The following is a 23232-nucleotide window of genomic DNA, read 5'->3' as shown; positions in this document are numbered from 1 at the left end:
CGAATTTTAAAACACAAGTAATAAACATTTTTTTATATGAAAAAAACCTTATTAAGTATTGCAACTGTCGTTGCAGTGATAACAAGTGCTAACGCACAAGATATGCTAAGTAAGAGCAAATTTTTTGACAACTGGCAAGTAGGTGTTAAAGGTGGTGGATTCTCTTGGACTACCCGTGAAGCTTTTATCAAAAACACCCGTGCCACTTTTGGAGCTGAGATTGGCAAACAAATCTCTCCAGCTTTCCGTTTAGGCGTTGAAGGTATGGCGTATGTACGTCCAGTACAATTTGACGATGATCCAGAGTTTGGAAACTTTGTAGATATGTCAAACGTAAGTTTGGTAGGTACTGTAAACTTGAGCAACCTTATCGCTGGTTACAAAGGAACACCTCGTTTCTTCGAAGTAGAAGGTTTCGCTGGTTTAGGTTGGGCACACATATATCCACAAGGTGCTGACAATAGAAAAGCTCCTAATGTATTAAACACTATGACTGCTGAGTTTGGTTCTAACTTGCTTTTCAACTTAGGACAAAGTAAAGCTTGGGGTATCAAAATTAGCCCTGCTCTTGTTTATGGGGTTGATGGTGTAGAAAACCGTGCTGAATCTGTTTCTAGTAATGAGTTGAACCTCAAAAACTCTTGGACTCAAGTAACTGCTGGTGTGGTTTACCGTTTTAAAGGAAGCAATGGTGCTCACCACTTCACTACTGCTACTCAAAATCCTGACAATAGCGCAGAATTGGGTAGACTTCGTGATGAGTTGAACAGCAAAAACAAGGAATTATCTGACTGCCAAAGACAAGTTAATAAATTGCAAGATGACTTAGAAGCAGCTCGCAACAAGAAACCAGAAGTAGTAGAAAAAGTAGTTACTAAAAACAAGAAAACTTTGGAATCAGTAGTTACTTTCCGTGTAGCTAAAAGTACTATCGATGCATCTCAATTGCCTAACGTAGAGCGTATCGCTTCTTACCTTAACAAATATAGTAATGCTAAAGTTAGTATCAAAGGTTATGCTTCACCAGAAGGAAACTTAGAAAAGAACAAACAATTAGCTACCGCTCGTGCTGAAGCTGTTAAAAATCTTTTAGTTAAACGTTACAAAATCTCAGCTGATAGAATCCAAGCTGAAGGTAATGGTATCGGTGATATGTTCAGTGAACCAGATTGGAACCGTGTAAGTATCGCTAATATCGTAGAGTAATCAAATACCCTACAAAATAAGAACTTACAAATAAAAATTAAGGAAAAAGGCTATCCTAATTAGGATAGCCTTTTTTATTTTCTATTACGTGAGTTCAAGTCAATTTAAAAGAAGTGAGAGCACTGCTGAAAAAATGTTAATAACTTTTAAACCTTTGCAATTTTTTTAAAGTTTAGAAAGTAGAACACTTGGTAGTCTTTTGTGGCATCAAAAACGTTAAAACATTATGTATCAGTAAAATATTAGAAAAACCCTTGTTATCTTTTAATTGAAGTTTAACCGAAGGTAGAGCGAAGCTAAGACGAACCTAAGACGAATCTAAGACGAAGGAAAGGTGTTAGAATATTGGATATCAATAGGTAAAAAGCCCTTATATCTTTATTGAAGAAAAAGTGTTAAAATAGCGTTTTTAACAGATAAAAAGCAATGTTACTACTTTCTTTTTACGGTGAGCTCGGTATATTAAAACATTAGATAATTAAAAAAATCCTACAGATTGCACAGATTTCACAAATCTACGAGGTTTATAGAACTGATTTAGTAGCTAAAGAAATGAGATTTATACGGACTGCGATACAAAAGGGATATCAATTTTACTAAAGTTTCCAACTTTGGCAAAGTATTGGACGCAAAAACGACCTAGAAATAATGTGCTGTAATAGAAAATAAAAAGGCTGTCTGCTTTTTAACAGACAGCCTTTTTTGTCGTAGCACCACAGGCATTTAATATTCTCCCGTAGGCTCTACAAATATCTCTTCTTTTTCTTTATGACCACTAATACTCTCTTGTATCGCTTGGAAGAATACAAAGAATACCGGAATCACAACAAGTCCGAAAAAGGTACCAATAAGCTGACCGATAGCGGCTCCCGTAGCTACTGAACGGTTTCCTGCTGCTCCTACCCCTGAGGCAAATACCAATGGCATCAAACCAACGATAAAGGCAAAGGAGGTCATCAAGATAGGGCGCAAACGCGCCATTGCGGCATTGATAGCTGCCTTAGATAGGCTTTCACCCATACGACGGCGTTGCACAGCAAATTCTACAATCAAAATCGCGTTTTTAGCTAAGAGTCCCATTAGCATAATGAGGGAAATTTGGAAATAGATATTATTTTCTAATCCAAAAAGCCATTGTCCTAAATACGCTCCAAAGATACCAAAAGGCAATGAAAAGAGCACTGATAGTGGCAATAGGTAACTCTCATACTGTGCTGAAAGAATAAAATAAGTAAACACCAAGCTGAGCAAGAAGATGAGAATGGTTTGTGAGCCTGCATTCTGTTCTTCACGTGTCAAACCTGTATAGTCGATTCCATAATTATTATTGAGGGTTTGGGCAGCCACCTCTTGTACTGCTTTCAGAGCATCACCTGTACTATAGGCAGGATTGTTCTGAGCCGAAATAGACACCGAAGTAAAGAGGTTATAACGGCTGAGCGATTGCGGACCGAAAGTACGTGTAAGAGTTACAAACTCGGTAATAGGTGCCATTGTTCCACTACCTGTTTTCACGAATAAGCTATTAAGGCTATTGAGGTCTTTACGCGCTTCGGGCAACGATTGTACCATTACACGGTATTGCTTTCCATAAAGGGTAAAGTCAGTTGCATAGAAGCCCCCTATATAATTCTGTAAGGTCGATAGAATAGTACTCACCGTAATACCCGATTGCATAGCGCGTTCTACATTAATATCCATTTGGTATTGTGGATAGTTCACATTGAAAGAGGTTTGAGCAAACTGTATCTCGGGACGTTGCATCAGGGCACCCAAGAACTCTTGTGCATTCTTGTTCACCTCACTGATATCACTTCCGGATTTATCCAAAAGTACAAACGATACCCCACCTCCTACACCAAAACCAGGCACGGAAGGCGGTTGGAAGAAAATCACATTGGCATCTTTGATATTAGCAACAGCACGAAAGGCATTGTTGATAATCGACTGAATGTCTTGACCTGGGAGTTTAGAACGTTCCTCAAAAGGTTTCAGCTTGAAGAAACCCATACCATTATTACTACCTTCGCCTGAAATCATACCGCGACCCGTTACAAAGGTAACGTTTTCCACCCCTGGAATATTGGAAAGACTTTCGTTTACCTCACGCATAATATTGGCGACACGTTCCATAGATGCCCCAGGAATCATAGATACATCCATCATCACAAACCCTTGGTCTTCACTGGGCACAAACCCCGATTTCATACTTTTATTGGCAAAATAGATACCACCTCCTGCCATAAGTAAGAGCACTAAGGTTACCCATTTATGACGAAGGAAGAAGGTAAAGGTTTGCCCATATTTATGCGTAGCGGCATTGAAAGCTATATTAAACTTGTGGAAGAACTTGCCGAACCACGACTTTTCTTCATATTCTTTATTGCCGTGAGGTTTGAGGAAGAGCGAACAAAGCACCGGACTGAGAGTAAGTGCATTGATAGCTGAAATCACGATGGCTACAATCAGAGTTACCCCAAACTGTTTGTAGAAGACGCCCGTAGTACCACCCATAAAGGTTACCGGCACGAACACTGCTGCCATCACAAGGGTGATAGAGATAATCGCTCCTGTAATCTCGTTCATAGCTGAAATTGTAGCGGGTTTAGCTTTCTCGTGAGTTTGTTCCATCTTGGCGTGCACCGCCTCGACAACCACAATAGCATCGTCCACCACTATACCGATAGCTAATACCAAGGCGAAGAGGGTAAGCATATTGACAGAATAGCCAAAGAGATTCAAGAAGAAGAAAGTACCCACGATAGACACTGGTACCGCAATAGCAGGAATAAGCGTAGAGCGGAAGTCTTGCAAGAAGATATACACCACCAAGAACACCAACAAGAAAGCCTCCAAGAGGGTAGACACTACCTTAGAAATGGCAGCATCTAAGAAAGTGTTGGCGTTGTAGTTGATAGTATAAGTAATCCCTTCGGGCAAAGAAGGTTTCAACTCGTCTAAGAGCTTTTCGATATTTTGGATAATCTCGTGAGCATTAGAGCCTGGCGTTTGCGAGATACCCATTGCCACAGCAGGACGACCTTTGCTTTCTGAAAATCCTGTATATCCGAGCGCGTCGAGTTCTACCTTAGCCACATCTTTAAGGCGGAGAATACGACCCCCATCTAAAGCTTTGAGTACTATATTTTCATATTCCGATACTTGGGTGTATTTTCCTTTGTACTTAATCACATATTCATAGCTACTACCGCTGTTTTGCCCCAAAGTACCCGCAGCTGCTTCTCTACTCTGAGCTGAAATTGCAGCAGTTACCTCAGTAGGATTGAGCCCATAGGCTTGGAGTTTTTGCGGATTCAACCAAATGCGCATAGAATAGGTTTTACCCCCAAAAGCACTGGCATCCCCTACCCCACTGATACGTTTGATTGCAGGAATCACATTGATGCTCAAGTAATTTTGCAGAAACACATCGTCTAACTCTTTATTCTCAGAAAAGAAAGTAAGAAACATCAGGTTACCTGAGCTCTGTTTACGCACCGTTACCCCCGATTGGGTTACCTCCGATGGCAAAATAGAGTTGGCACGCGACACTGCATTTTGTACGTTTACCGCCGCGATATCGCCATTAGTGCCCTGTTTGAAATACACAGTAATATTTGCGGAACCACTATTAGAAGCCGATGAGGTAATATAATCCATATTTTCAACCCCATTGATTTGTTCTTCCAGCGGAATCACCACCGCTTTAAGCACTGTTTCGGCGTTGGCACCTGCATAGTTAGCCGATACCTGTACCGTTACAGGGGCGATATCAGGATATTGAGAGATAGGTAAAGAGATAATCCCCAATACTCCTAAAATCACTATTAAGATAGAGACTACCGTTGATAGTACGGGTCTGTTAATAAAGTTTTTTATCATAAGTTAGATGTTATACTTGAATTAAAATTCTTGTTTAGTAGGACGCAAAGTAATCTCATTGATAGCTACGTCCTCTGGTTGCTCAATAGCATATGCAATAGCACGGGCAACTGAATCGGCAGGAATCTCATATTCCTTATAAAAAGCCTGAATACCTGCGCTAGCTTCGGGGTCGGAGCTACCATATTTAAGTTCACTCTCCACTGCGCCTGGGTAAAGGGTAGTCACGCGAATGTTATCTTTAGCGGTCTCCACTCGTAAACCTTCGCTAATAGCTTTTACAGCAAACTTAGTACCACTGTACACCGTACCACGACCTGCCGCTACCTTCAAACCCGCTACTGAGGATAAGTTAATGATATGTCCGCTATGTTGCTTCTGCATCGTTGGGAGTACTGCAGCAATACCGTAGAGTACCCCTTTGATATTGATATCAATCATTTTGTCCCATTCGTCTACTTTAAGCTTTTCGAGAGGAGCCTGTGCCATAAGTCCAGCGTTGTTTACCAGCACATCTATACGACCGTAAGCTTTGAGCGTTTCTTGGGCAACACGTTCCAAGTCCTCACGTTTGGTAACATCACATACAATGGCAAGAGCCTTACCGCCTTGAGAGCCGATGCGTTTCACTAGCGATTCCAAGCGGTCTTTACGGCGCGCAACCGCTACGACTATAGCACCATACTGCGCTAAATAAAGGGCAGTAGCTTCGCCGAGCCCGCTACTGGCTCCTGTAATAATCACGACTTTATCTTTGATGTTTTCTTTCATAATTACCAATTCATTAAATATTAATAAATACAGAAAAGGAAGTGCTTTTATTGTAAAAAACACTTCCTCTTTGAGGGTGTTACCTTATTCTATGCAAAGGTAAGACAAAAAAGTTACGTGAGAATGAGGTTCGATGTTAATCTTTTCTTAAAGTTTTAAAGGATTATACAGAGGTAAGTAGTGCTTATTTTTCTTCTTGTATTATGTCTTTGTACTCTGCCCAGAAGGTTTCAAACTGCAACATCGATTGATAGAGGAACTCCATCGCTGATTGCCAAGTAGCTTTGTTGTGAATGGTTACGTTTGGCAATTCTACATACACACAGCTGATTTCTTTACCGTTGTCCAATAGAAAGTGCTCTTCGAAAACAACGTCAGGGAGGTACTGTTCTTGCAGAATGGTTTTCAGCGACAACAATTTGTTATAGTACAAACTACGTGTTACCTCGTCAGGGTCTTCCACAGCGAGGAGCACCCGTGCTTTACGGGTGTCGAATGAAAACTTAAAGCTGAAATCCTTTATCTTGGTATTGTAAAGCGTCCATTTCCGAGGGAAGGATTTGCCAAAGGAAATCCAGAAGTCTTCGCGTAGTTTTTTTGCTTCAGCTTTGCTGTACAAGGGGTTAAAGTGTGAATTGGATATTTGCTAAAAATGTATGACCTCTATCCTCTATTTTTTTAAACAAAGTAAATTTATAGAATGTGGAGCCGTCCTTTTCAAGCACTCCAAATTCATTATTTTTTAAATCATAAGCTACGAATGTATTCGGGGTAAGAGTCGGTTTGATTTTATAACGCAATTCATTAGTCTTCTTATCATACAATTCGTATGAGAAATCTACTTTTTTAGCATATAAAAATTCTATATAGGGGTCTTCTTCTATTATTTGAGTATTGCTTTTTGCTATGGTAGTAGGTTGTGCAGGAGTAAGCGTTGCCATTGCCGTTTGAGTAGTAACAGGTGCTTTGTATTCCGACCTAAAAGTTGCTAAAGCATTCCCTTCAAAGGCATTGCGCAAGGCTTCTTGATACGACTTCTTAAACTCCTTTTCACGACTTTTACCTATCTCGGAAGTAAAGACGGTTTTATTAGCACAATCGGTGAGGATAAATTGCACCTTAGAGGTCATCATATTCGATTGGTTTTTCACGTCGGCTTTCAGTGCATCGCAGGGGTTTTGAAGCAGTTCAGCAGGGACTTCGCTCTCCATATATGCTTTAAAACCTTGTTTTTCCAGTAAAAACTTCGTAAGTGCATTCAGCTGGTACTGATTATCTTCCTTTTGGAAAGTATAACGATTAGGCACAATCACAGTTTGTGCAACAAGAGTCAGTGGTAGTAATGCTACTAAAAATAATATCTTTTTCATTGGTTTCTAATATTTATTCATATTCATTATTCTTCATTCGAGCTTCGAGTTCGGCTTGAAACTCTTCTATCACGGGTTTCATAGTGCTTTCAGGGAGGTCGGAGATGCGAATATACATCAATCCATCTACAGAGTTGTTGAAAAGTGGGTCGACATTGAAAGCAATGACTTTGGCGTTTTGTTTGATGTATTTTTTGATGAGCACCGGCAAACGCAAGTTTCCTGGTTCGAGTTCGTCAATGAGTTTGTCGAACTTATTGAGGTCGGCTTTGGTTTCGTCGAAAATAAAATCTTTATCCTCGTCTTTGAGTTTTACTTTGAACTCTTTTTTAGGGCGTACATACTGTGCAATATAAGGGTCATAGAAGTTCGACTTCATAAACTCTATCATCAGCGATTTAGAAAAGTCAGAGAACTGGTTGCTAATACTCACGCTACCCAACAGATATGAGTGTTCCGGATAACGCAAAGTGGTGTGAGCAATCCCTTTCCACAGCAAAAACAGTGGCATAGGTTTCTGCTGATATTCTGAAATGATAAAAGCACGCCCCATCTCGATGGTTTTACTCATCATATCGTATAATTCGGGCTCAAAACGGAACAAATCGTGGGTATAAAAGCCTTCGATGCCGTATTTAGGAAATATTTCAGCCCCTAAGCCCATACGGTAAGCTCCTACTATCTTCTTAGCTTCGTTATCCCAAAGGAAAAGATGATGATAATAGAGGTCAAACTTATCTAAGTCAGACGAAGCGTTAGTCCCCTCCCCTACTTCGCGGAAGGTAATTTCACGTAAGCGTCCTATTTCCTTCATTATATTAGGAATCTCTTGATAAGGTGCTAAGAATACCTCGTAGTTGTTGTTTTTGAGCAGTCGGTAATCTTTTTTGGTGATGTTATCAACTTCCTTCTCTATGAGGTCTTGTTTGATAGGCGCTTCTATCTGTTGAGGATTGCTACCGCTCTTGCTTGATTTCAACACGTTAGTGAGTGGTAAAAACTTCTTATCTTGCTCTAAAGCATTAGCTAATATATAAGTTTTCTTACGTAGAAATTCGGTAAAATCTTCCAAATCGGTATGCTCATCTTGCATAGCTACCGAAATAGGCTTACCTATGCGTATATAAATAGTGCGTTCTTTCTGTGTAAGCAATTCTGAGGGCAATTTAGCCGTGCGCAACGTATCACTGATGCTTGCCAAGAAGTAAAACAACTTACTGTTTTTGGCGTGAAAATAGATAGGCACAATAGGCACTTTCACTTTCTTAGCAAGTTTCATAGCTGCCTCTTCCCAAGGCTTATCCACCATCAGTTGCCCCTCTTTGGTTACCGATACTTCCCCCGCAGGGAAAAGACCTAAGGGTTTGCCCTCTTTGAGGTGTGCAATGGTATGCTTAAAGCCCACCACGCTAGATTTCGCATCTTTGCGGTCTTCAAAGGGGTTTACCGGCAATACATAAGGCGCTAAAGGCTCAATACGTTGCAAGAGAAAATTCGCCATAATCTTGAAATCAGGACGTTTTTCTAAGAGTAATTTGAGTAGCAGAATACCATCAACTCCCCCCAATGGGTGGTTAGAAATGGTGATAAAAGCCCCTTCTTTGGGGATATTCTTAAAATCCTCTTCGGGTATTTCGAACTTTATTTCAAACTCATCTAACAGTTTGTTTAGGAAGTCTAACCCTTCAAAGTGTTTATTTCGGTTGTAAATAGCATTGAGCTTGGAGATACGGAGCAACTTCATCAGTGCCCATCCTCCAAAAGTACCCAAGAAGCCAAGTTTATCAATATTAATCGCTTTGGCTACTTCTTTGGCACTTACCAATCCTTTATCTTTTTGCTTTCTCATTCTTCTTTAAAGTCTTATGATTGTTTCCCTTTTTGCAGTTGTTTCATTCTTTTCAAGCGTGTCATCACCTCATCGCGATACAAGGCTCTGGTAGCCACTTTGCCTACGGTAAGACCTTGTACTAAAATGGAAAACAATACTACAATATAAGTAATTTGCAACAGTGTTTCTTTAAATCCTCCTTTATCAGCAGGGATAGAGAGTACCAAGGCGATAGATACTCCCCCGCGAATACCCCCCCACACCATTGTGATGAGCGAGCCTCGCGAATAGGTAGCTACCTTGCGTAATATCGTTTTGGCAGGAATATAAATCGCCAGTGCACGCCCCAAGAGGCATACGAGAATAGCTACCCCGCCTAAAAGGAACTGCTCTGTTAGATTGTCTATCAGTAGCATCTCAAATCCTATGAATAGGAACAAGATAGCATTCATAATCTCGTCTATGATTGCCCAAAACTTTTCAAGGTAATCTTTATTCTCTGCACTGCTGGCTTTCTTGCCTACATTACCTACAAAAAGTCCTGCAATTACCATTGCCAGAGGCGAAGAAACGTGGGATGCTTTGGTGATAAGAAAACCACCCATTACCACTGCCAAAGTGACGAGTACACTCACGTGATAGTCATCGGCTTTTTTCATCATTTGAGAAGCTATCCATCCCAAGAGCACTCCGAGGAAAATGCCTCCTCCTGCTTCCAAGAGAAAGAGCTTAGTAATAGCAAAGAACGAAGGCTCAAAAGTGCTATTAGTAGCCAATTTCAGCACTACGGCAAACATTACTACCGCTACCCCATCGTTAAAAAGCGATTCACCCGTAATCTTAGTTTCAATACGTTTAGGTACTTTCACTTGTTTGAGTACTCCCAACACCACAATAGGGTCAGTTGGGGAAATAAGCGTACCAAAAAGCAGACAATAAACGTAAGGAATATGGATATCTACCAAAGGAGCAATGTAGTACAGCAAGACTGATATAAAGAAAGCCGAAAGTACTACACTGATAGTTGCATAAGTAAAAATGGAGATTTTGTAGTTTTTAAGGTCGTTGATATTGATGTGGAGAGCTCCTGCAAAGAGAAGGAAGTTCAACATTGCTCCCATCAGTATTTCGGTGAAGTCAAAGCCTTGTAAAAGCGATTCAAGACGGTGTGCAAGCCCTGTAAATACTTCACCTCCGAAAAGACGTACGCCTACCGATATCATCATAGCAATCACCATAATACCTATGGTCATAGGCAGTTTTACGTAGCGAACATTCACGTACGAAAACAAGGCTGCTAAAACGATAATTACTGAAAAAGCGTAGTATAACTCCATTAGTACTATTTTATTTTCGGCAAAGGTACAAATAATTTGCTAATTTGCAAATCTGCTAATTTGCTAATTGCTTTTGAAGTCTTTTCTGTCGTTGTTCTACAAGGTCTGAGAAGTTATATAGTAAAGCTGGGGTTTGGTATTCTAATTCACCACTATTGATAGCCCGCAAGATAATTTCCTCTATCCAATAGTCCTCTTCTACATTCATAGGGTCATAGCCTTTTTTTAGAGAAAGGTCGTACAGCCACGCGGTTTTGTTATACCAATAAGCATTCCAACCATTGCGCAGGTCTTTTACCAATTCGTAAGCCGTTTTTCCAGTTTGGCGGTGAATGAGTTTAATGAGAATACGCCCTTGCGAGCGGGAAAGTTTTTTGAGTTCGTCGGTGAAGTGGTCTTCAATATAGCGCTGGGTGCGTTTTACGTACACCTTCTTTTGTCGTTTATTTTGCATAGTATCCATCGTACGTTCCATTGTATAGAGCCGGTCGGCAGCCATTTTGGCATACGGATACACGCGTTTCACCCTACTGCGGAGTAGCAAATAGCGCTTTTGAGCTTCTGCATCACCAAAGTAATGTTCTTTACCAAAAACACTTACCTCAGCAAGCCGAATAGTATCTCCTGAATAAAATTGTTGGTCAAAAATATAAATAGTATCACGCTTCTGCGAGAAAGAAGTAAGAGGTAAAAGGTAAAAGACAAAAACAGCGATAGCTGGGTAAGTAAATAAAAGGTAATGTTGTATAGATGCAATGATGTATTTCATTCTGATTTTCTTTATTTATTTTTAAAATCTAACGACTTTAACAACATTTGCATTGCAAAAATTGTTCCAACCTTTTACGTTTCACTTTTCTCTTTTCACTTCCCTAACACCGCCATTTTTATTGCAGTAATAGCCGCCTCTACGCCTTTATTACCGAGCTTACCACCACTGCGGTCAAGCGACTGCTGGAAGGTATTATCAGTGAGGACGCAGAAGATAACAGGTACTTCACTTTGTTCCGCATTGAGCTGGGCAATACCTTGGGTAACACCCTGGCACACGAAATCGAAATGACGAGTTTCTCCTTGTATCACACAGCCTATTACAATAATAGCGTCTACCTCGGTAGTATCGAGCATTCGCTTGGCAGCGTGCACCAATTCAAAGCTACCTGGTACTTCCCATAAGAGTATATTGTCATCAATAGCACCACAATCTTTAAGGGTATCAATAGCACCATTGCGCATTCCGTAAGTTACCTGCTCATTCCACTGAGAAGTAATAATCCCAAAGCGAAGAGATTCCGCATTTGGGATTATTTTTTTATCGTATTGTGATAAGTTTTTGTTTTCTGTTGCCATTAATTATTGACTAATTTTCCCTATAAGGATATCGATAGTACGTGCTTCTTCTGAGGTAGGGTACTCGTCTTTGATGCGCTCGTAATATTTCAAGGCATCGTCTTTTTTACCTTGCAAAGAAGCTACTATCCCTGCTTTTTTCAGGTATAACGGAGTTACAAAGTCATTTTTGCTATGTTCAAAAGCTTTGATATAATATTTCAATGCCTCAGCGTTATTTTTTTGTTGAAGGTAAGCGTCACCTATATTTCCATAAGCCAAAGCTCCGAAAATATCATCGGTAGAGTCGAACTCTTTAAGGTAATTTATTGCGTTGTTATAGTCACGCAAACGCATATAAGCCATACCCATACCGTACTCAGCGAGGTTAGCAGCTTTGGTACCGCTGTAATTTTCGGCAATTTGCTTAAATCCATATTTTCCTTTTCCACCGTTGATAGCCACTTTAAAGAGGGAATCCTGCGCTCTAGCATCAGTAGCTTCCATCGCTTCATCGAAGAACTGTTGTGCAAAGAAAAGCTCATTAGCAGCATTCTTTTCCCTAGGGGCTTTCACAAACTGTTGGTAAAGCAAATAACCCAAGCCTATGACAGCTACGGCTATGAGAGTTCCAATAATAATCTTCTGATTGCGTTTTACCCAATCTTCGGTGCGAGTAGCGCCTGCATCGAGGGCATCAAACACCTCAGCAGTAGTACTTTCTTTGTGTAATTGAGCCTGTTGTGCTTCGTCTAAATGCTCGGTATCTTTTTGTCTATTAGGTCGGTTGTTGTTCTTTTTGTAAGTTGCCATATATAATTTTCATTAAAGTTCGGCAAAAGTACAACTTTTATTTTAATTAGAAAGCAAAACACAAAAAATTATTTACTCATCAGTCATTTTTCCCATTTTATCTATTAGTTAATATACGGCAAATTTTCTCCACATCTCCTCCGTCATTCGTCCCTTGTCATTCCTCATTTCCTCACTTTTCCGTCGCCACACTCCCTCTTTAAAGGGGTATGTTTTCGTCCCTAATTTCTCTTTTCCGTCATACTCCCCTATTGCCTATGCCCTAAGAGCTAGAACCTCCCACTCCATTTGCTAATTTCCAAATTTTCTAATTCTCTAATTTCCCAACCCGCCTATTCTCTTTCCGTCGCCATATTCCCCCCTCTCCTTGGGAGAAGTCTCCGAATAGGAGAGTATGTGAACGGGGTGAGGATTCTCTTTCTTTCGCCTCTAAACCCCGTTTTTAACATTTTTAGTGCTGTTGTATGATACTATGAATCAACTTTTTACATACCTTCTCTATACCAATCGTCCAAGATTCGTATAAGCTTCCTATAAGCTCCCTATAAGCTACCCCCACCCTTCTCATAGCCTTTTTTCATCAAAATTCCTCTTAACCTTCTTCTGAAATCTTTCGTTTTTCTCCGCCTTCATTTACTAATCTGCTAATTTTCTCATTTTCCCATTTTCTCATTCTCTCATTCTCTACTATTAATTACTATTATTCTATAATTAAAAAAATCTATAAATCTAGTAGCTCTTCTTTGCAAAAAAACTGCTACCTTTGCACCGTAGAATTTTTAAAATAACAAATTATGAGTTTAAATACCTTAGGGCTTGATAAAGCCAAAGTAGAAAAAGAAATCAGCTTGCTAAATGTATTGCTTGCCAATTATCAAACGTATTATCAAAACTTGCGCGGTGTACACTGGAACGTAAAAGGAAAACGCTTCTTTGAACTACACGTGAAGTTCGAAGAACTTTATAATACCGCACAAGAACAAGTCGACGAAATAGCTGAGCGTATTCTTACCCTCGGTGGCGTGCCTTTTCACACTCTCGAAAGCTATGTAAAGCACACTTCTGTTCCCGTAGGCGAAAACATTTTCGACGATGATAAAACCGTACGCCTGATAATCAATACCATTAGCACTTTATTACCTTTGGAAAGAGAACTTTTGAACTTCTCTGATGAAATAGGTGATGAAGGTACTAATTCTTTAATGAGTGACTTTATATCCGGACAAGAGAAAACCGTTTGGATGCTCAAAGCCTACCTCAATGAAGTAATTTAATACTGAATTTTGATTAAACGAGAAAGAGGGATTGACTAAAAATAATCAATTCCTCTTTCTTTTTTTGCCAATTCATAATTAATCCCTACCTTTGCACAATTCATAACTCTTAATTGATAACTCATAACTTTTAACTCATAACTAATGAAATATCTAATCACATCTATCCTATTTATCGCAACCACTATCCTCACCGCTCAACACAAAGCCCCTACCGATTGGGAACTCTCAGGACTCAAAGGAAAAGTGAAAAGTCAGCGCAGTATCCCTTATGAGGTAGTTACCCAAGGAAAAACATTCGTAAAAGGAGCTATCGACCGCGATTTGGATACAGTAGTCAAGATAGGTAATCTCGACAATCTTCAAAAAGATTTCAACCCCAATGGATATCTCACTCAAATGCGTTTTTTCTTCAAAAACGGTGAGTTGTACAGTCGTATGGAATACTATTACAATCCGCAAGGGCAACTGTTTGAAACCCGTTACAATTCCGATAAAACTCTTTATGTCTACAACCCCGAAGGTTATCTTATCAAAGATGCGACCTATTCACCTGGGGGCTTCTTAAAAACGCATTACAACTATCAAGTAGATACCAATGGCAAAGTGCTAAAAGAGGAAACTTATCACGCCAATCAGTTAGAGTCTACCATAGCTTATACTTACAACAAACAAGGCGACCCTGTCGAGATGCGCTACTACGATGCTCAGGGCAATCTGTTGCAAAGGGTAGAAAGCAAGTTCAATAAACAGCATTTAGCCGAACGTAATCGCACTTACGACAAAGACAATAAGTTGGTGAATATTACTACCAAAAAGTACAATAGTCAAGGAGATTGTATCAAACTACAAGCAGAAAATAAACTACCTCAAAAACAGAAGAATGTAGCGACTTACGAGTATAAATACGATAATCGAGGTAATTGGATTGCCAAAACGACCTTCATCAATGGTGAACCCCGACAAATTATAGAACGCACCCTCAGTTATTATGAATAACATTCACTTTTTCGGTGTAAGGCATCTGTCGCCTTCGGCAGCCTATCATTTAATTGCCTTCTTAGAGGAAAACAACCCCAAGTGTATTCTCATCGAAGGTCCTGCCGATGCTACCCCTCTGATGTCTCAAATAGCGCAAAAAGGGGTAAAACCTCCTATCGCTATGCTGGGTTATACTACCGAATTGCCTATCGAAACAGTGCTTTATCCATTTGCGTCTTATTCTCCCGAATATCAAGCAATATGTTGGGGAGTAAAGAAGAAGGTAACACTTCGTTTCATCGATTTGCCTTCGGAGAATATGCTGAAATTGAAGCAGGAGCAACGCACTGAGGAAGAAGCCGAAAAAGCCAAAGATTTTTATCTCTACCACAATACCCTCTACAAGCAAATAGCCGAAGAGGGGGGCGAAACCGACTATGAAGATTATTGGGAACGCCATTTTGAACACAATCTCAATCCCGATGCTTTTGCACCCACACTTGCCTTACAATCGGGTGAAATGCGCCAAATGGTCATAGATAAAGAATATGAAGACGCGCCTTTCGATTTCTCGTATAATCTCATTCGTGAGGCATATATGAAACGTGAGATTGCTAAGGCTTGCACCGAGTTCAAACCCGAAGAAATAGTAGTAATTGTAGGGGCTTACCACTTATCAGGTATCCAAAACAGCCTACCTGCTATGACTGATGACGAGCTCAAAAAGCTTCCCAAAGCTACCTCTCAACTCACCCTAATGCCTTATTCCTATTTGCGTCTCAGCAGTCGTACGGGGTACGGAGCGGGCAATACGGCTCCTTATTACTTTGAACTGATGTGGCAAGCGATGCACGAAAACACCCTCAATCAGCTCTCAGCTGTCTATCTCACCAAAGTAGCCAAAATCTTGCGTGATCAAGGGCAAAATGCCTCTTCTGCTAGCGTAATTGAAGCGGTGCGCCTTGCCAATGTGCTTTCGGCTATGAAAGGTGGTTCTTACCCTGTGTTGCAAGACCTCCACGATGCAGTGGTTACTTGTTTTGGCGGGGGAGACCTTGCTGTGGTAGCCGAAGCTATCAATAAGGTAGATATCGGTACGGCTATTGGAGCATTACCCGAAGGGGTGAGTCAGACGCCTGTACAAGAGGATATGAACCAAGAGCTGAAACGCTTAAAGCTCACTAACTACAAATCGGCAGTAGCGCAAGACCTCACCCTCGACCTGCGTGAGAACTTAAAAGTAAAGACCAAAGAAGCTGCTTTTATAGACCTAAATCGCTCTACATTCCTTCATCGCTTGGAAGTGTTGGGCATTCACTTTGCCACTCAGCAGCACGTACAGCAGGATAAAGCCTCGTGGGCAGAGAAATGGGTGTTGCAGTGGAGTCCTGAGGTCGAAATAGAAATCGTAGAAGCTAACCTTAAAGGTGAAACTCTTGAAATAGCAACCGCCTTTGTACTTAAAGAACAGCTCAACGAAAGCACCGACCTTTCAGTAGTAGCTAAAATCATTAGGCAGGCTTGCGAATGTCAGCTTACGCATATTTTTAGCAATGCGCTCAGCACCTTGCAACGCCTTTTGGTAGATAGTAATAGTTTTGCCGAAACTGCCTTTGCTGCACACGAGCTCTCGGTGCTTATACAGTATGGCGACCTGCGTCAGTTCAATCTCGAACCGCTGAAACCTATCTTGCAACAGCTTTTCCTCCGTGCTTCGTTATTACTGATAGATGCTTCATCTTGTGATGACAAAGCCTCTAAACAAATTGTAGAAGCTATCAATACTATGGAGTTCATAGCCGAACAGCAATACGAATTGGTAGATACCGAAACGTGGCAAAAAGAACTCACCCACCTTGCGTGGCGCGATGATGTGAACACCAAGCTCTCGGGGGTAGCCTTTGCTATATTGTTAGAGCACAATTTAGCTACTGAAGAACAATGTGGCAAAGAAGTGTCTCGTCGTCTTTCAGCAGGTGTCCCCGCCGATTTAGGAGCTTCGTGGTTTGAAGGCTTTTCAGGAAGAAATAGATACGCATTGTTATCGCGTACGATTATATGGCAAGAGTTAGACAACTATGTACGGCAGTTGGACGAAGAGCAGTTTATGCGCTCGGTAGTGTTCTTGCGCCGTGCTTTTTCCGATTTTGAGCCCAACCAAAAGAACAGTATCGCTGAACTTTTAGGAGACCTTTGGGGTACTGGTAAAGAAGCTACTGCCGAACTCTTGCAAGAAGCGCTTACGGAAGAAGAGAGTACTAAATTAGATGAACTTAACGACTTTGATTTTGATTTTTAAATATATGAAAGAAGTATTTACTTTATACCGAAAATTGCGTGAGCGACAACTCAAATTGCTCAATAGCTTTACCCCCGAAGAATTAGCAATCATTCCTGCGGGCTTTAAAAACAATATCTTGTGGAATCTCGCTCACTGCGTGGTTACCCAGCAAAATTATTGCTATGCCAATAGCGACCTGCCTACTTATCTCACCCCTGAGTTTGTAGAGCGTTATCGCAAAGGCACCATTCCTGATGGGCATATCCCTACTTCTGCCGAGATAGAGGAACTAAAAGAGCTTCTCATCAGCACTGTAAATTGGCTCGAAACTGATTATCAAAAAGGAATTTTTAAGCATTATAATCATTATGTAACGGGCATAGAGTACGAACTCAATACTATTGAAGAAGCTATTTACTTCAATATTTCACACGAGGGAGTACATTTGGGGAGTGTATTAGCTTTAAAATGTGCAATTACAGGAAGCAAAAAGTAATTGATTATAAATTAAATAGATGAGTAACACGAAAAGCTATTTGATTTCTGATATTGAAGTAAGTTTCCCAATTAGAAAAAAAGTATTACCTTTGCAATCGCTATCAATAAAATTAGTTTATGAAAAAACGTACCATACTCAACCTACTACTTATTCTTTTTGTGCTCTCTTTCTTTGTAACTCCTTTGGGGTACGAAAGTAAGATATTACTACAGCGTATTTTCGCCGGCTCGGTAGATATTATTCCCGCTGATAAAGCTCGTAAAATAGACTTCGATTGGCAACTAAAAGACCGCAATAATGTGCAGTTTAACTATTCCCAAACCGAAGGTAAGAAACCATCATTTGTATACTTCTTCTCTTCTTGGCGTGAAATCAGTGTAGCCGATCTTTATGCAGTCGAAAAACTCTACGATGCTTATAAGGATAAAGTGGATTTTTACATCATCACCAATGAGCTTCCCGAGCCAGTAGATGAAATGATGCAAAAGCGCAATTTTCATTTCAAAGTTACCTACCTCATTATCGAAGCTCCTAAAAAACCTTTTGACCCCGATAAGATTCCTGCAGGTTACATAGTAGATAGAAACGGTTATGTACGCGCTCAGAAAGACGGCATTGCACGCTGGAATAGTGATGCAGTACATCAGTTGTTAGACAGTCTTACCCAATAGCTTAACTATAGGCAAACTCTATCTCTCAAACAAAATAATTATAAAGATAGTATTTTAGATTCAATTTAAAGTACTATCTTTGCGCTTTGTAAAATCGCATCTCGGTATAAATAAGAGGAGTTTTTACCTCTTATCTCTTACCTCTTATCTAAAAGCAATTATGACTAAATATACAGAAGAAGAACTTAAAGAAGAATTAGAAAACAGCGAATACAAATACGGCTTTTATACAGATATCGAATCAGAAACTTTTCCTAAAGGGCTCAACGAGGAAGTGGTAATAGCCCTTTCTAAAAAGAAAAACGAACCCCAGTGGATGACCGATTGGCGCTTAGAAGCCTTCCGTGCGTGGCAAGCGATGGAAGAGCCTCCTCATTGGGCAAATCTCAAGTTTGAAACTCCCGACTTTCAAGATATTGCTTATTATTCTGCTCCTAAACAGAAACCTAAACTCAACAGCCTTGATGAGGTAGACCCTCAGCTATTGGAAACTTTCCAAAAACTCGGTATCTCTCTTGAAGAACAAAAACGCCTTGCGGGAGTAGAAGAAGAAAAACCTGCCGTAGCAATGGACGTAGTGATGGACTCCGTTTCAGTAGCAACCACTTTTCAAAAAACATTAGCAGAACGAGGCATTATCTTCTGTTCTATCTCCGAAGCGATACAAAAACACCCCGACTTGGTGCGTAAGTACCTTGGTACCGTCGTACCTAAAACCGATAATTTCTACGCAGCTCTTAACTCAGCAGTCTTTTCTGATGGGTCTTTTTGTTATGTACCCAAAGGGGTGCATTGCCCTATGGAGCTTTCTACTTATTTCCGTATCAATCAAGCAGGAACAGGACAGTTTGAGCGAACCCTCCTCATTGTTGATGAAGGAGCTTACGTCTCTTACCTCGAAGGTTGTACGGCGCCCAAACGCGACGAAAACCAATTGCACGCCGCAGTGGTAGAACTCATCGCAATGGAGGGAGGCGAAATTAAATACTCTACCGTTCAAAACTGGTTTCCTGGTGATAAAGACGGTAAAGGCGGTGTATATAACTTCGTAACCAAGCGCGCTTTGGCTGAGAAAAATGCCAAAATATCGTGGACACAAGTAGAAACAGGCTCTGCTATTACTTGGAAATACCCTTCAGTAGTACTCAAAGGGGATAATTCTATAGGCGAATTTTACTCTATTGCGGTTACTAACCACTTCCAACAAGCCGATACAGGTACTAAGATGATACACTTAGGCAATAACACCAAATCTACGATTATCTCTAAGGGTATTTCGGCAGGAAAATCACAAAATAGCTACCGTGGATTGGTGAAAGTAGTGCCTAATGCTAAAAATGCACGCAATTTCTCTCAATGCGACTCCCTGTTGATGGGTAACCTCTGTGGAGCGCACACTTTTCCTTACATAGAAGCTAAAAACCCTACTGCTCAAATAGAGCACGAAGCTACTACCTCTAAGATTGGTGAAGACCAGATTTTCTACTGCAATCAGCGGGGTATTGATACCGAGAAAGCGATTTCACTCATCGTAAATGGCTTTGGCAAAGAAGTGCTTAACAAATTGCCAATGGAGTTTGCTGTTGAAGCTCAAAAACTCCTAGAGATTTCACTAGAGGGCAGTGTTGGCTAATGACGATGGTATACTAAAAATTGCTTTTGCTTCATAAATAAATCACTAAACATTAATCATTAAACATTAAAAATATGATTCTCGCTCCTTCATTATTAGCTGCCGATTTCGGCAACCTGCAACAAGCCGTGGAAATGGTAAACGCCAGCGAAGCCGATTGGTTTCATATCGATATTATGGACGGTGTTTTTGTGCCTAATATCTCTTATGGTATGCCCGTGCTTTCAGTGATTCACAAACACGCTACCAAACCGTTAGATGTTCACTTGATGATTATTGACCCCGACCGCTATATTAGCACTTTTGCTAAGCTCGGTAGTGATATACTTACTGTGCATTACGAGGCGTGTACGCACTTGCATCGCACTATACAAGCAATTAAAGCAGAAGGAATGAAAGCAGGGGTAGCCCTCAATCCGCATACACCTGTCGCTTTGTTAGAAGATGTTATTCAAGATATAGACGTACTCTTGCTGATGAGTGTGAACCCTGGATTCGGTGGACAGTCATTTATTGAAAATACTTATAAGAAAGTGCGTCAAGCTAAAGCACTTATTGAACAAGTAGGGGCACACGCACTTATAGAAATAGATGGTGGAGTGAGTTTAAAGAATGCCAAAGCACTTGTAGAGGCAGGTGCTGATGCCTTAGTAGCAGGCAGTTTTATCTTCAATGCTACTAACCCTACCCAAACGATTGCAGAATTGAAAAAAACAGTATTATAAAAATACTTATTTTATGATACATAATAGGCTATCAAGAAAGAAATATTATCTTTTTGATAGCCTATTATTATTGTATTATTTCTTTTTAGAAGGGGCTTTTTTAGGTTTAGGCTCTTTCTCGGTAAGGAGGGCAAGAGCTTGTTCTTTGGTGAAAGTTGCTATATCGGTGTCTTTGGGGAGTTCTACTTTGGTTTTACCTTTGAGGAGGGTAAAGCGTCCCCAGCGGGCTTTCTCTATACGGATAGCTCCTTCGTCCCATTCTTTTACTACCTTTTCCGATTCTTTTTTGAGTTTATCCTCTATAAGTTCTTCTACATCTTGCTGACTAAGACGGTCGAAATTGTACTTTTTGGTAACGTTTATATAAGTGTTGTTCCACTTAATAAAGGGACCAAAACGACCTACACCTTTGGTAACTTCCACTCCTTGATAGGTGGCAATAGGAGCGTCAGCTTTTTTCTTCTCGCCGATGAGTTGCTTAGCCCGCTCGAGAGTTACACTGAAAACGTCTTCACCTTTATCAAGTGATATAAAAGCATCGCCGTAGCGCACATAAGGTCCGAAACGCCCTACATTCACTTCTACATTCTTACCATCGACAATGCCTAACTGACGAGGAAGTTCGAAAAGTTTGAGGGCTTCTTCAAAAGTAATCGTTTCAATAGACATACCTGCCAATAGACTTGCATAAATAGGCTTTTCGGCATCGTCGGGATTACCTATTTGTGCCATAGCTCCATAACGACCTAAGCGTACGCTGAGAGGGCGACCTGATTTAGGGTCGGTACCCAGCACGCGTTCACCTGTTTCACGACCTGTATGCTTTTCAACATTTTCTACTACGGGGTGAAAATGGTTATAAAACTGTGTGAGCATCTTTGTCCAATTCTCAGTGCCTTCGGCTATTTCGTCGAAGCTATTTTCTACTTTGGCAGTGAAATTATAGTCCATTATCGTATCGAAATGGGAAACGAGAAAATCGTTTACTACACTACCTATATCAGTGGGAACAAGCTTGCCTTTATCGGCACCTACTCGTTCGCTAAGGGTTTGTGTTTTGATAGTATTGCCTGCAAGGGTGAGTTGCTGATAGGGGCGCACTTCACCTTCGAGTGTGCTACGTTCCACATATCCGCGGTTTTGAATCGTAGAAATGGTAGGAGCATAAGTAGATGGGCGTCCGATACCGAGTTCCTCTAACTTTTTCACCAGCGAAGCCTCAGTATAACGAGGTAGTGGACGAGTGAAACGCTCGGTAGCAGTAATATAACGATGCGTAAGAGCTTCTCCTTTTTTGAGATTGGGGAGCATTCCTTCTTGTTCTTCTTCCTCGTCGTCAGTACTTTCTAAATACACTTTTAAAAAGCCATCGAACTGTACCATTTCGCCATTGGCTATGAAGTATTCTTTGTGCTTATCGGCTTCTATCTTTACGGTAGTGCGCTCTATTTGAGCATCTGCCATTTGTGAGGCAAGGGTGCGTTTCCATATCAGTTCGTATAGCTTATTCTGGTCGGGTTCAGCAGAGATAGAAGTGCGACTCATATCGGTAGGACGAATGGCTTCGTGCGCCTCTTGTGCGCCTTTGCTTTTAGTGGCGAAATTGCGGACTTGACTGTACTGAGCTCCGAAGAGTTGTATGATAGCGTTTTTGGCAGTGTTGAGCGCTTCTTGTGAAAGATTCACGCTATCGGTACGCATATAGGTTATAAAACCAGATTCGTAGAGGCGTTGGGCTACCGTCATTGTTTTGCTTACTGAGAAGTGCAGTTTGCGTGCGGCTTCTTGTTGGAGGGTGGAAGTAGTGAAGGGGGGCGCAGGCATTTTCTTAGCTGGTTTGGTTTCTAATGATTGCACTTTGAAATGCGCTCCGATATTCTGTTGTAAGAAGTTTTCAGCTTCGGCTTGTGTGTCGAAATTTTTAGGCAAAGAGGCTTTTACAACTTTGCCTTCTGAGGTGATAAATTCGGCAGTAATTCGGTAAGAGGATTGCGTTTTGAAGTCTTGTATTTCGCGTTCGCGTTCTACGATAAGGCGTACTGCTACCGACTGAACGCGTCCTGCTGATAGTCCGCTTTTAATTTTTTTCCACAGAACGGGAGAGAGTTCATAGCCCACGAGGCGGTCGAGCACACGGCGTGCTTGCTGAGCATTCACCAGATTATAATCGATACCACGAGGGGTTTTAATAGCGTTTTCAATTGCCGATTTGGTAATGGAGTTAAAAACGATGCGCTTGGTATTTTCCTTTTTTAGTTTGAGTGTTTCGGAAAGATGAAACGCAATTGCTTCTCCTTCACGGTCTTCATCGGAAGCGAGCCATACTACTTCGGCTTTGGACGTGAGTGCTTTGAGTTCTTTTACAAGATTTTTTTTGTCGTTAGAGATGAGGTAATTAGGTTTAAAACCGTGCTGGATATCTACGCCCAGTTCATTGGAGGGCAAATCGACAATATGTCCATAGCTGGACACTACTTTGTAGTCCTTACCTAAGAACTTTTCAATGGTTTTAGCCTTGGCAGGCGACTCTACAATCACTACATTCTTAGCCATACGCTTGTTTGTTTTTTGAGTTATTGGGTGCAAAAGTACAAAATAATTGCGAAATAGCAAATGACGAAAAAACCAG

At 40.8% G+C, this 23232-nt stretch carries 18 protein-coding genes; 8 read left to right on the top strand and 10 right to left on the bottom strand.

From position 1 onward, the window contains the following. Positions 1-36: 36 nt before the first annotated feature. Positions 37-1206: an OmpA family protein gene (locus HMPREF1321_RS06665; protein ID WP_009421885.1), complete on the top strand. Its 1170-nt coding sequence runs from the start codon at positions 37-39 to the stop codon at positions 1204-1206. 723 nt (positions 1207-1929) lie between these two features. Here HMPREF1321_RS06665 and HMPREF1321_RS06660 read toward each other — a convergent pair. The 9 genes from HMPREF1321_RS06660 to HMPREF1321_RS06620 form a co-directional block, all read right to left on the bottom strand. Beyond that, a complete protein-coding gene (locus tag HMPREF1321_RS06660; protein WP_009421913.1) occupies positions 1930-5088 on the bottom strand; it encodes an efflux RND transporter permease subunit in 3159 nt (1052 codons plus the stop codon). Positions 5089-5109: 21 nt separating this feature from the next. Beyond that, positions 5110-5859 (bottom strand): SDR family oxidoreductase, encoded by a 750-nt coding sequence (locus HMPREF1321_RS06655; protein ID WP_034575817.1) that lies wholly within the window; start codon positions 5857-5859, stop codon positions 5110-5112. A 184-nt stretch (positions 5860-6043) separates the two neighbouring features. Beyond that, positions 6044-6478: a DUF4268 domain-containing protein gene (locus tag HMPREF1321_RS06650; RefSeq protein WP_009421881.1), complete on the bottom strand. Its 435-nt coding sequence runs from the start codon at positions 6476-6478 to the stop codon at positions 6044-6046. Between the two features lie 4 nt (positions 6479-6482). Next, on the bottom strand, positions 6483-7229 hold the full coding sequence (locus tag HMPREF1321_RS06645) for a hypothetical protein (RefSeq protein ID WP_009421878.1): 747 nt from the start codon (positions 7227-7229) through the stop codon (positions 6483-6485). A 13-nt stretch (positions 7230-7242) separates the two neighbouring features. Next, a complete protein-coding gene (locus HMPREF1321_RS06640) occupies positions 7243-9078 on the bottom strand; it encodes a GNAT family N-acyltransferase (RefSeq protein ID WP_009421906.1) in 1836 nt (611 codons plus the stop codon). Positions 9079-9092: 14 nt separating this feature from the next. Next, positions 9093-10397, bottom strand: a complete 1305-nt coding sequence (locus HMPREF1321_RS06635) for a cation:proton antiporter (protein ID WP_009421915.1) — start codon at positions 10395-10397, stop codon at positions 9093-9095. Between the two features lie 55 nt (positions 10398-10452). Beyond that, positions 10453-11166, bottom strand: a complete 714-nt coding sequence (locus tag HMPREF1321_RS06630; RefSeq protein ID WP_009421893.1) for a DUF4294 domain-containing protein — start codon at positions 11164-11166, stop codon at positions 10453-10455. Positions 11167-11261: 95 nt separating this feature from the next. Beyond that, entirely contained in the window at positions 11262-11747 is a 486-nt protein-coding gene (gene ribH / locus HMPREF1321_RS06625) for a 6,7-dimethyl-8-ribityllumazine synthase (RefSeq protein ID WP_009421899.1), read from the bottom strand. A 3-nt stretch (positions 11748-11750) separates the two neighbouring features. Beyond that, the gene (locus tag HMPREF1321_RS06620; RefSeq protein ID WP_009421880.1) at positions 11751-12539 is read right to left on the bottom strand and encodes a tetratricopeptide repeat protein; all 789 of its coding nucleotides are present in this window, start codon (positions 12537-12539) and stop codon (positions 11751-11753) included. Positions 12540-13333: 794 nt separating this feature from the next. Here HMPREF1321_RS06620 and HMPREF1321_RS06615 point away from each other — a divergent pair. From HMPREF1321_RS06615 to rpe, 7 genes are all read left to right on the top strand, one after another. Then, positions 13334-13813: a Dps family protein gene (locus HMPREF1321_RS06615; RefSeq protein ID WP_002673505.1), complete on the top strand. Its 480-nt coding sequence runs from the start codon at positions 13334-13336 to the stop codon at positions 13811-13813. 144 nt (positions 13814-13957) lie between these two features. Beyond that, positions 13958-14812: a hypothetical protein gene (locus HMPREF1321_RS06610; protein WP_009410596.1), complete on the top strand. Its 855-nt coding sequence runs from the start codon at positions 13958-13960 to the stop codon at positions 14810-14812. Beyond that, a complete protein-coding gene (locus HMPREF1321_RS06605; RefSeq protein ID WP_009421887.1) occupies positions 14805-17093 on the top strand; it encodes a DUF5682 family protein in 2289 nt (762 codons plus the stop codon). Before HMPREF1321_RS06610 ends, HMPREF1321_RS06605 begins: the two co-directional genes overlap by 8 nt. Before the next feature lie 4 nt (positions 17094-17097). After that, the gene (locus tag HMPREF1321_RS06600; protein WP_009421924.1) at positions 17098-17571 is read left to right on the top strand and encodes a DinB family protein; all 474 of its coding nucleotides are present in this window, start codon (positions 17098-17100) and stop codon (positions 17569-17571) included. A 119-nt stretch (positions 17572-17690) separates the two neighbouring features. Beyond that, positions 17691-18245, top strand: coding sequence for a TlpA family protein disulfide reductase (locus tag HMPREF1321_RS06595; RefSeq protein WP_009421918.1), 555 nt, complete (start codon positions 17691-17693; stop codon positions 18243-18245). Between the two features lie 160 nt (positions 18246-18405). Continuing rightward, positions 18406-19878 (top strand): Fe-S cluster assembly protein SufB, encoded by a 1473-nt coding sequence (sufB, locus tag HMPREF1321_RS06590; RefSeq protein ID WP_009421889.1) that lies wholly within the window; start codon positions 18406-18408, stop codon positions 19876-19878. 74 nt (positions 19879-19952) lie between these two features. Continuing rightward, positions 19953-20603 carry a ribulose-phosphate 3-epimerase gene (gene rpe, locus HMPREF1321_RS06585; protein ID WP_009421877.1) on the top strand — a complete coding sequence of 217 codons (651 nt, stop codon included), beginning with the start codon at positions 19953-19955 and terminating at the stop codon, positions 20601-20603. Positions 20604-20678: 75 nt separating this feature from the next. Here rpe and topA read toward each other — a convergent pair whose 3' ends face one another. Continuing rightward, positions 20679-23156 (bottom strand): type I DNA topoisomerase, encoded by a 2478-nt coding sequence (topA, locus tag HMPREF1321_RS06580; protein WP_009421909.1) that lies wholly within the window; start codon positions 23154-23156, stop codon positions 20679-20681. Positions 23157-23232: the final 76 nt, after the last annotated feature.

The organism is Capnocytophaga sp. oral taxon 412 str. F0487, from assembly GCF_000271925.1.
GTDB lineage: Bacteria > Bacteroidota > Bacteroidia > Flavobacteriales > Flavobacteriaceae > Capnocytophaga > Capnocytophaga ochracea.
Note: the sequence above shows the minus strand (reverse complement) of the source record. Positions and strands in the feature narration are given on the sequence as shown.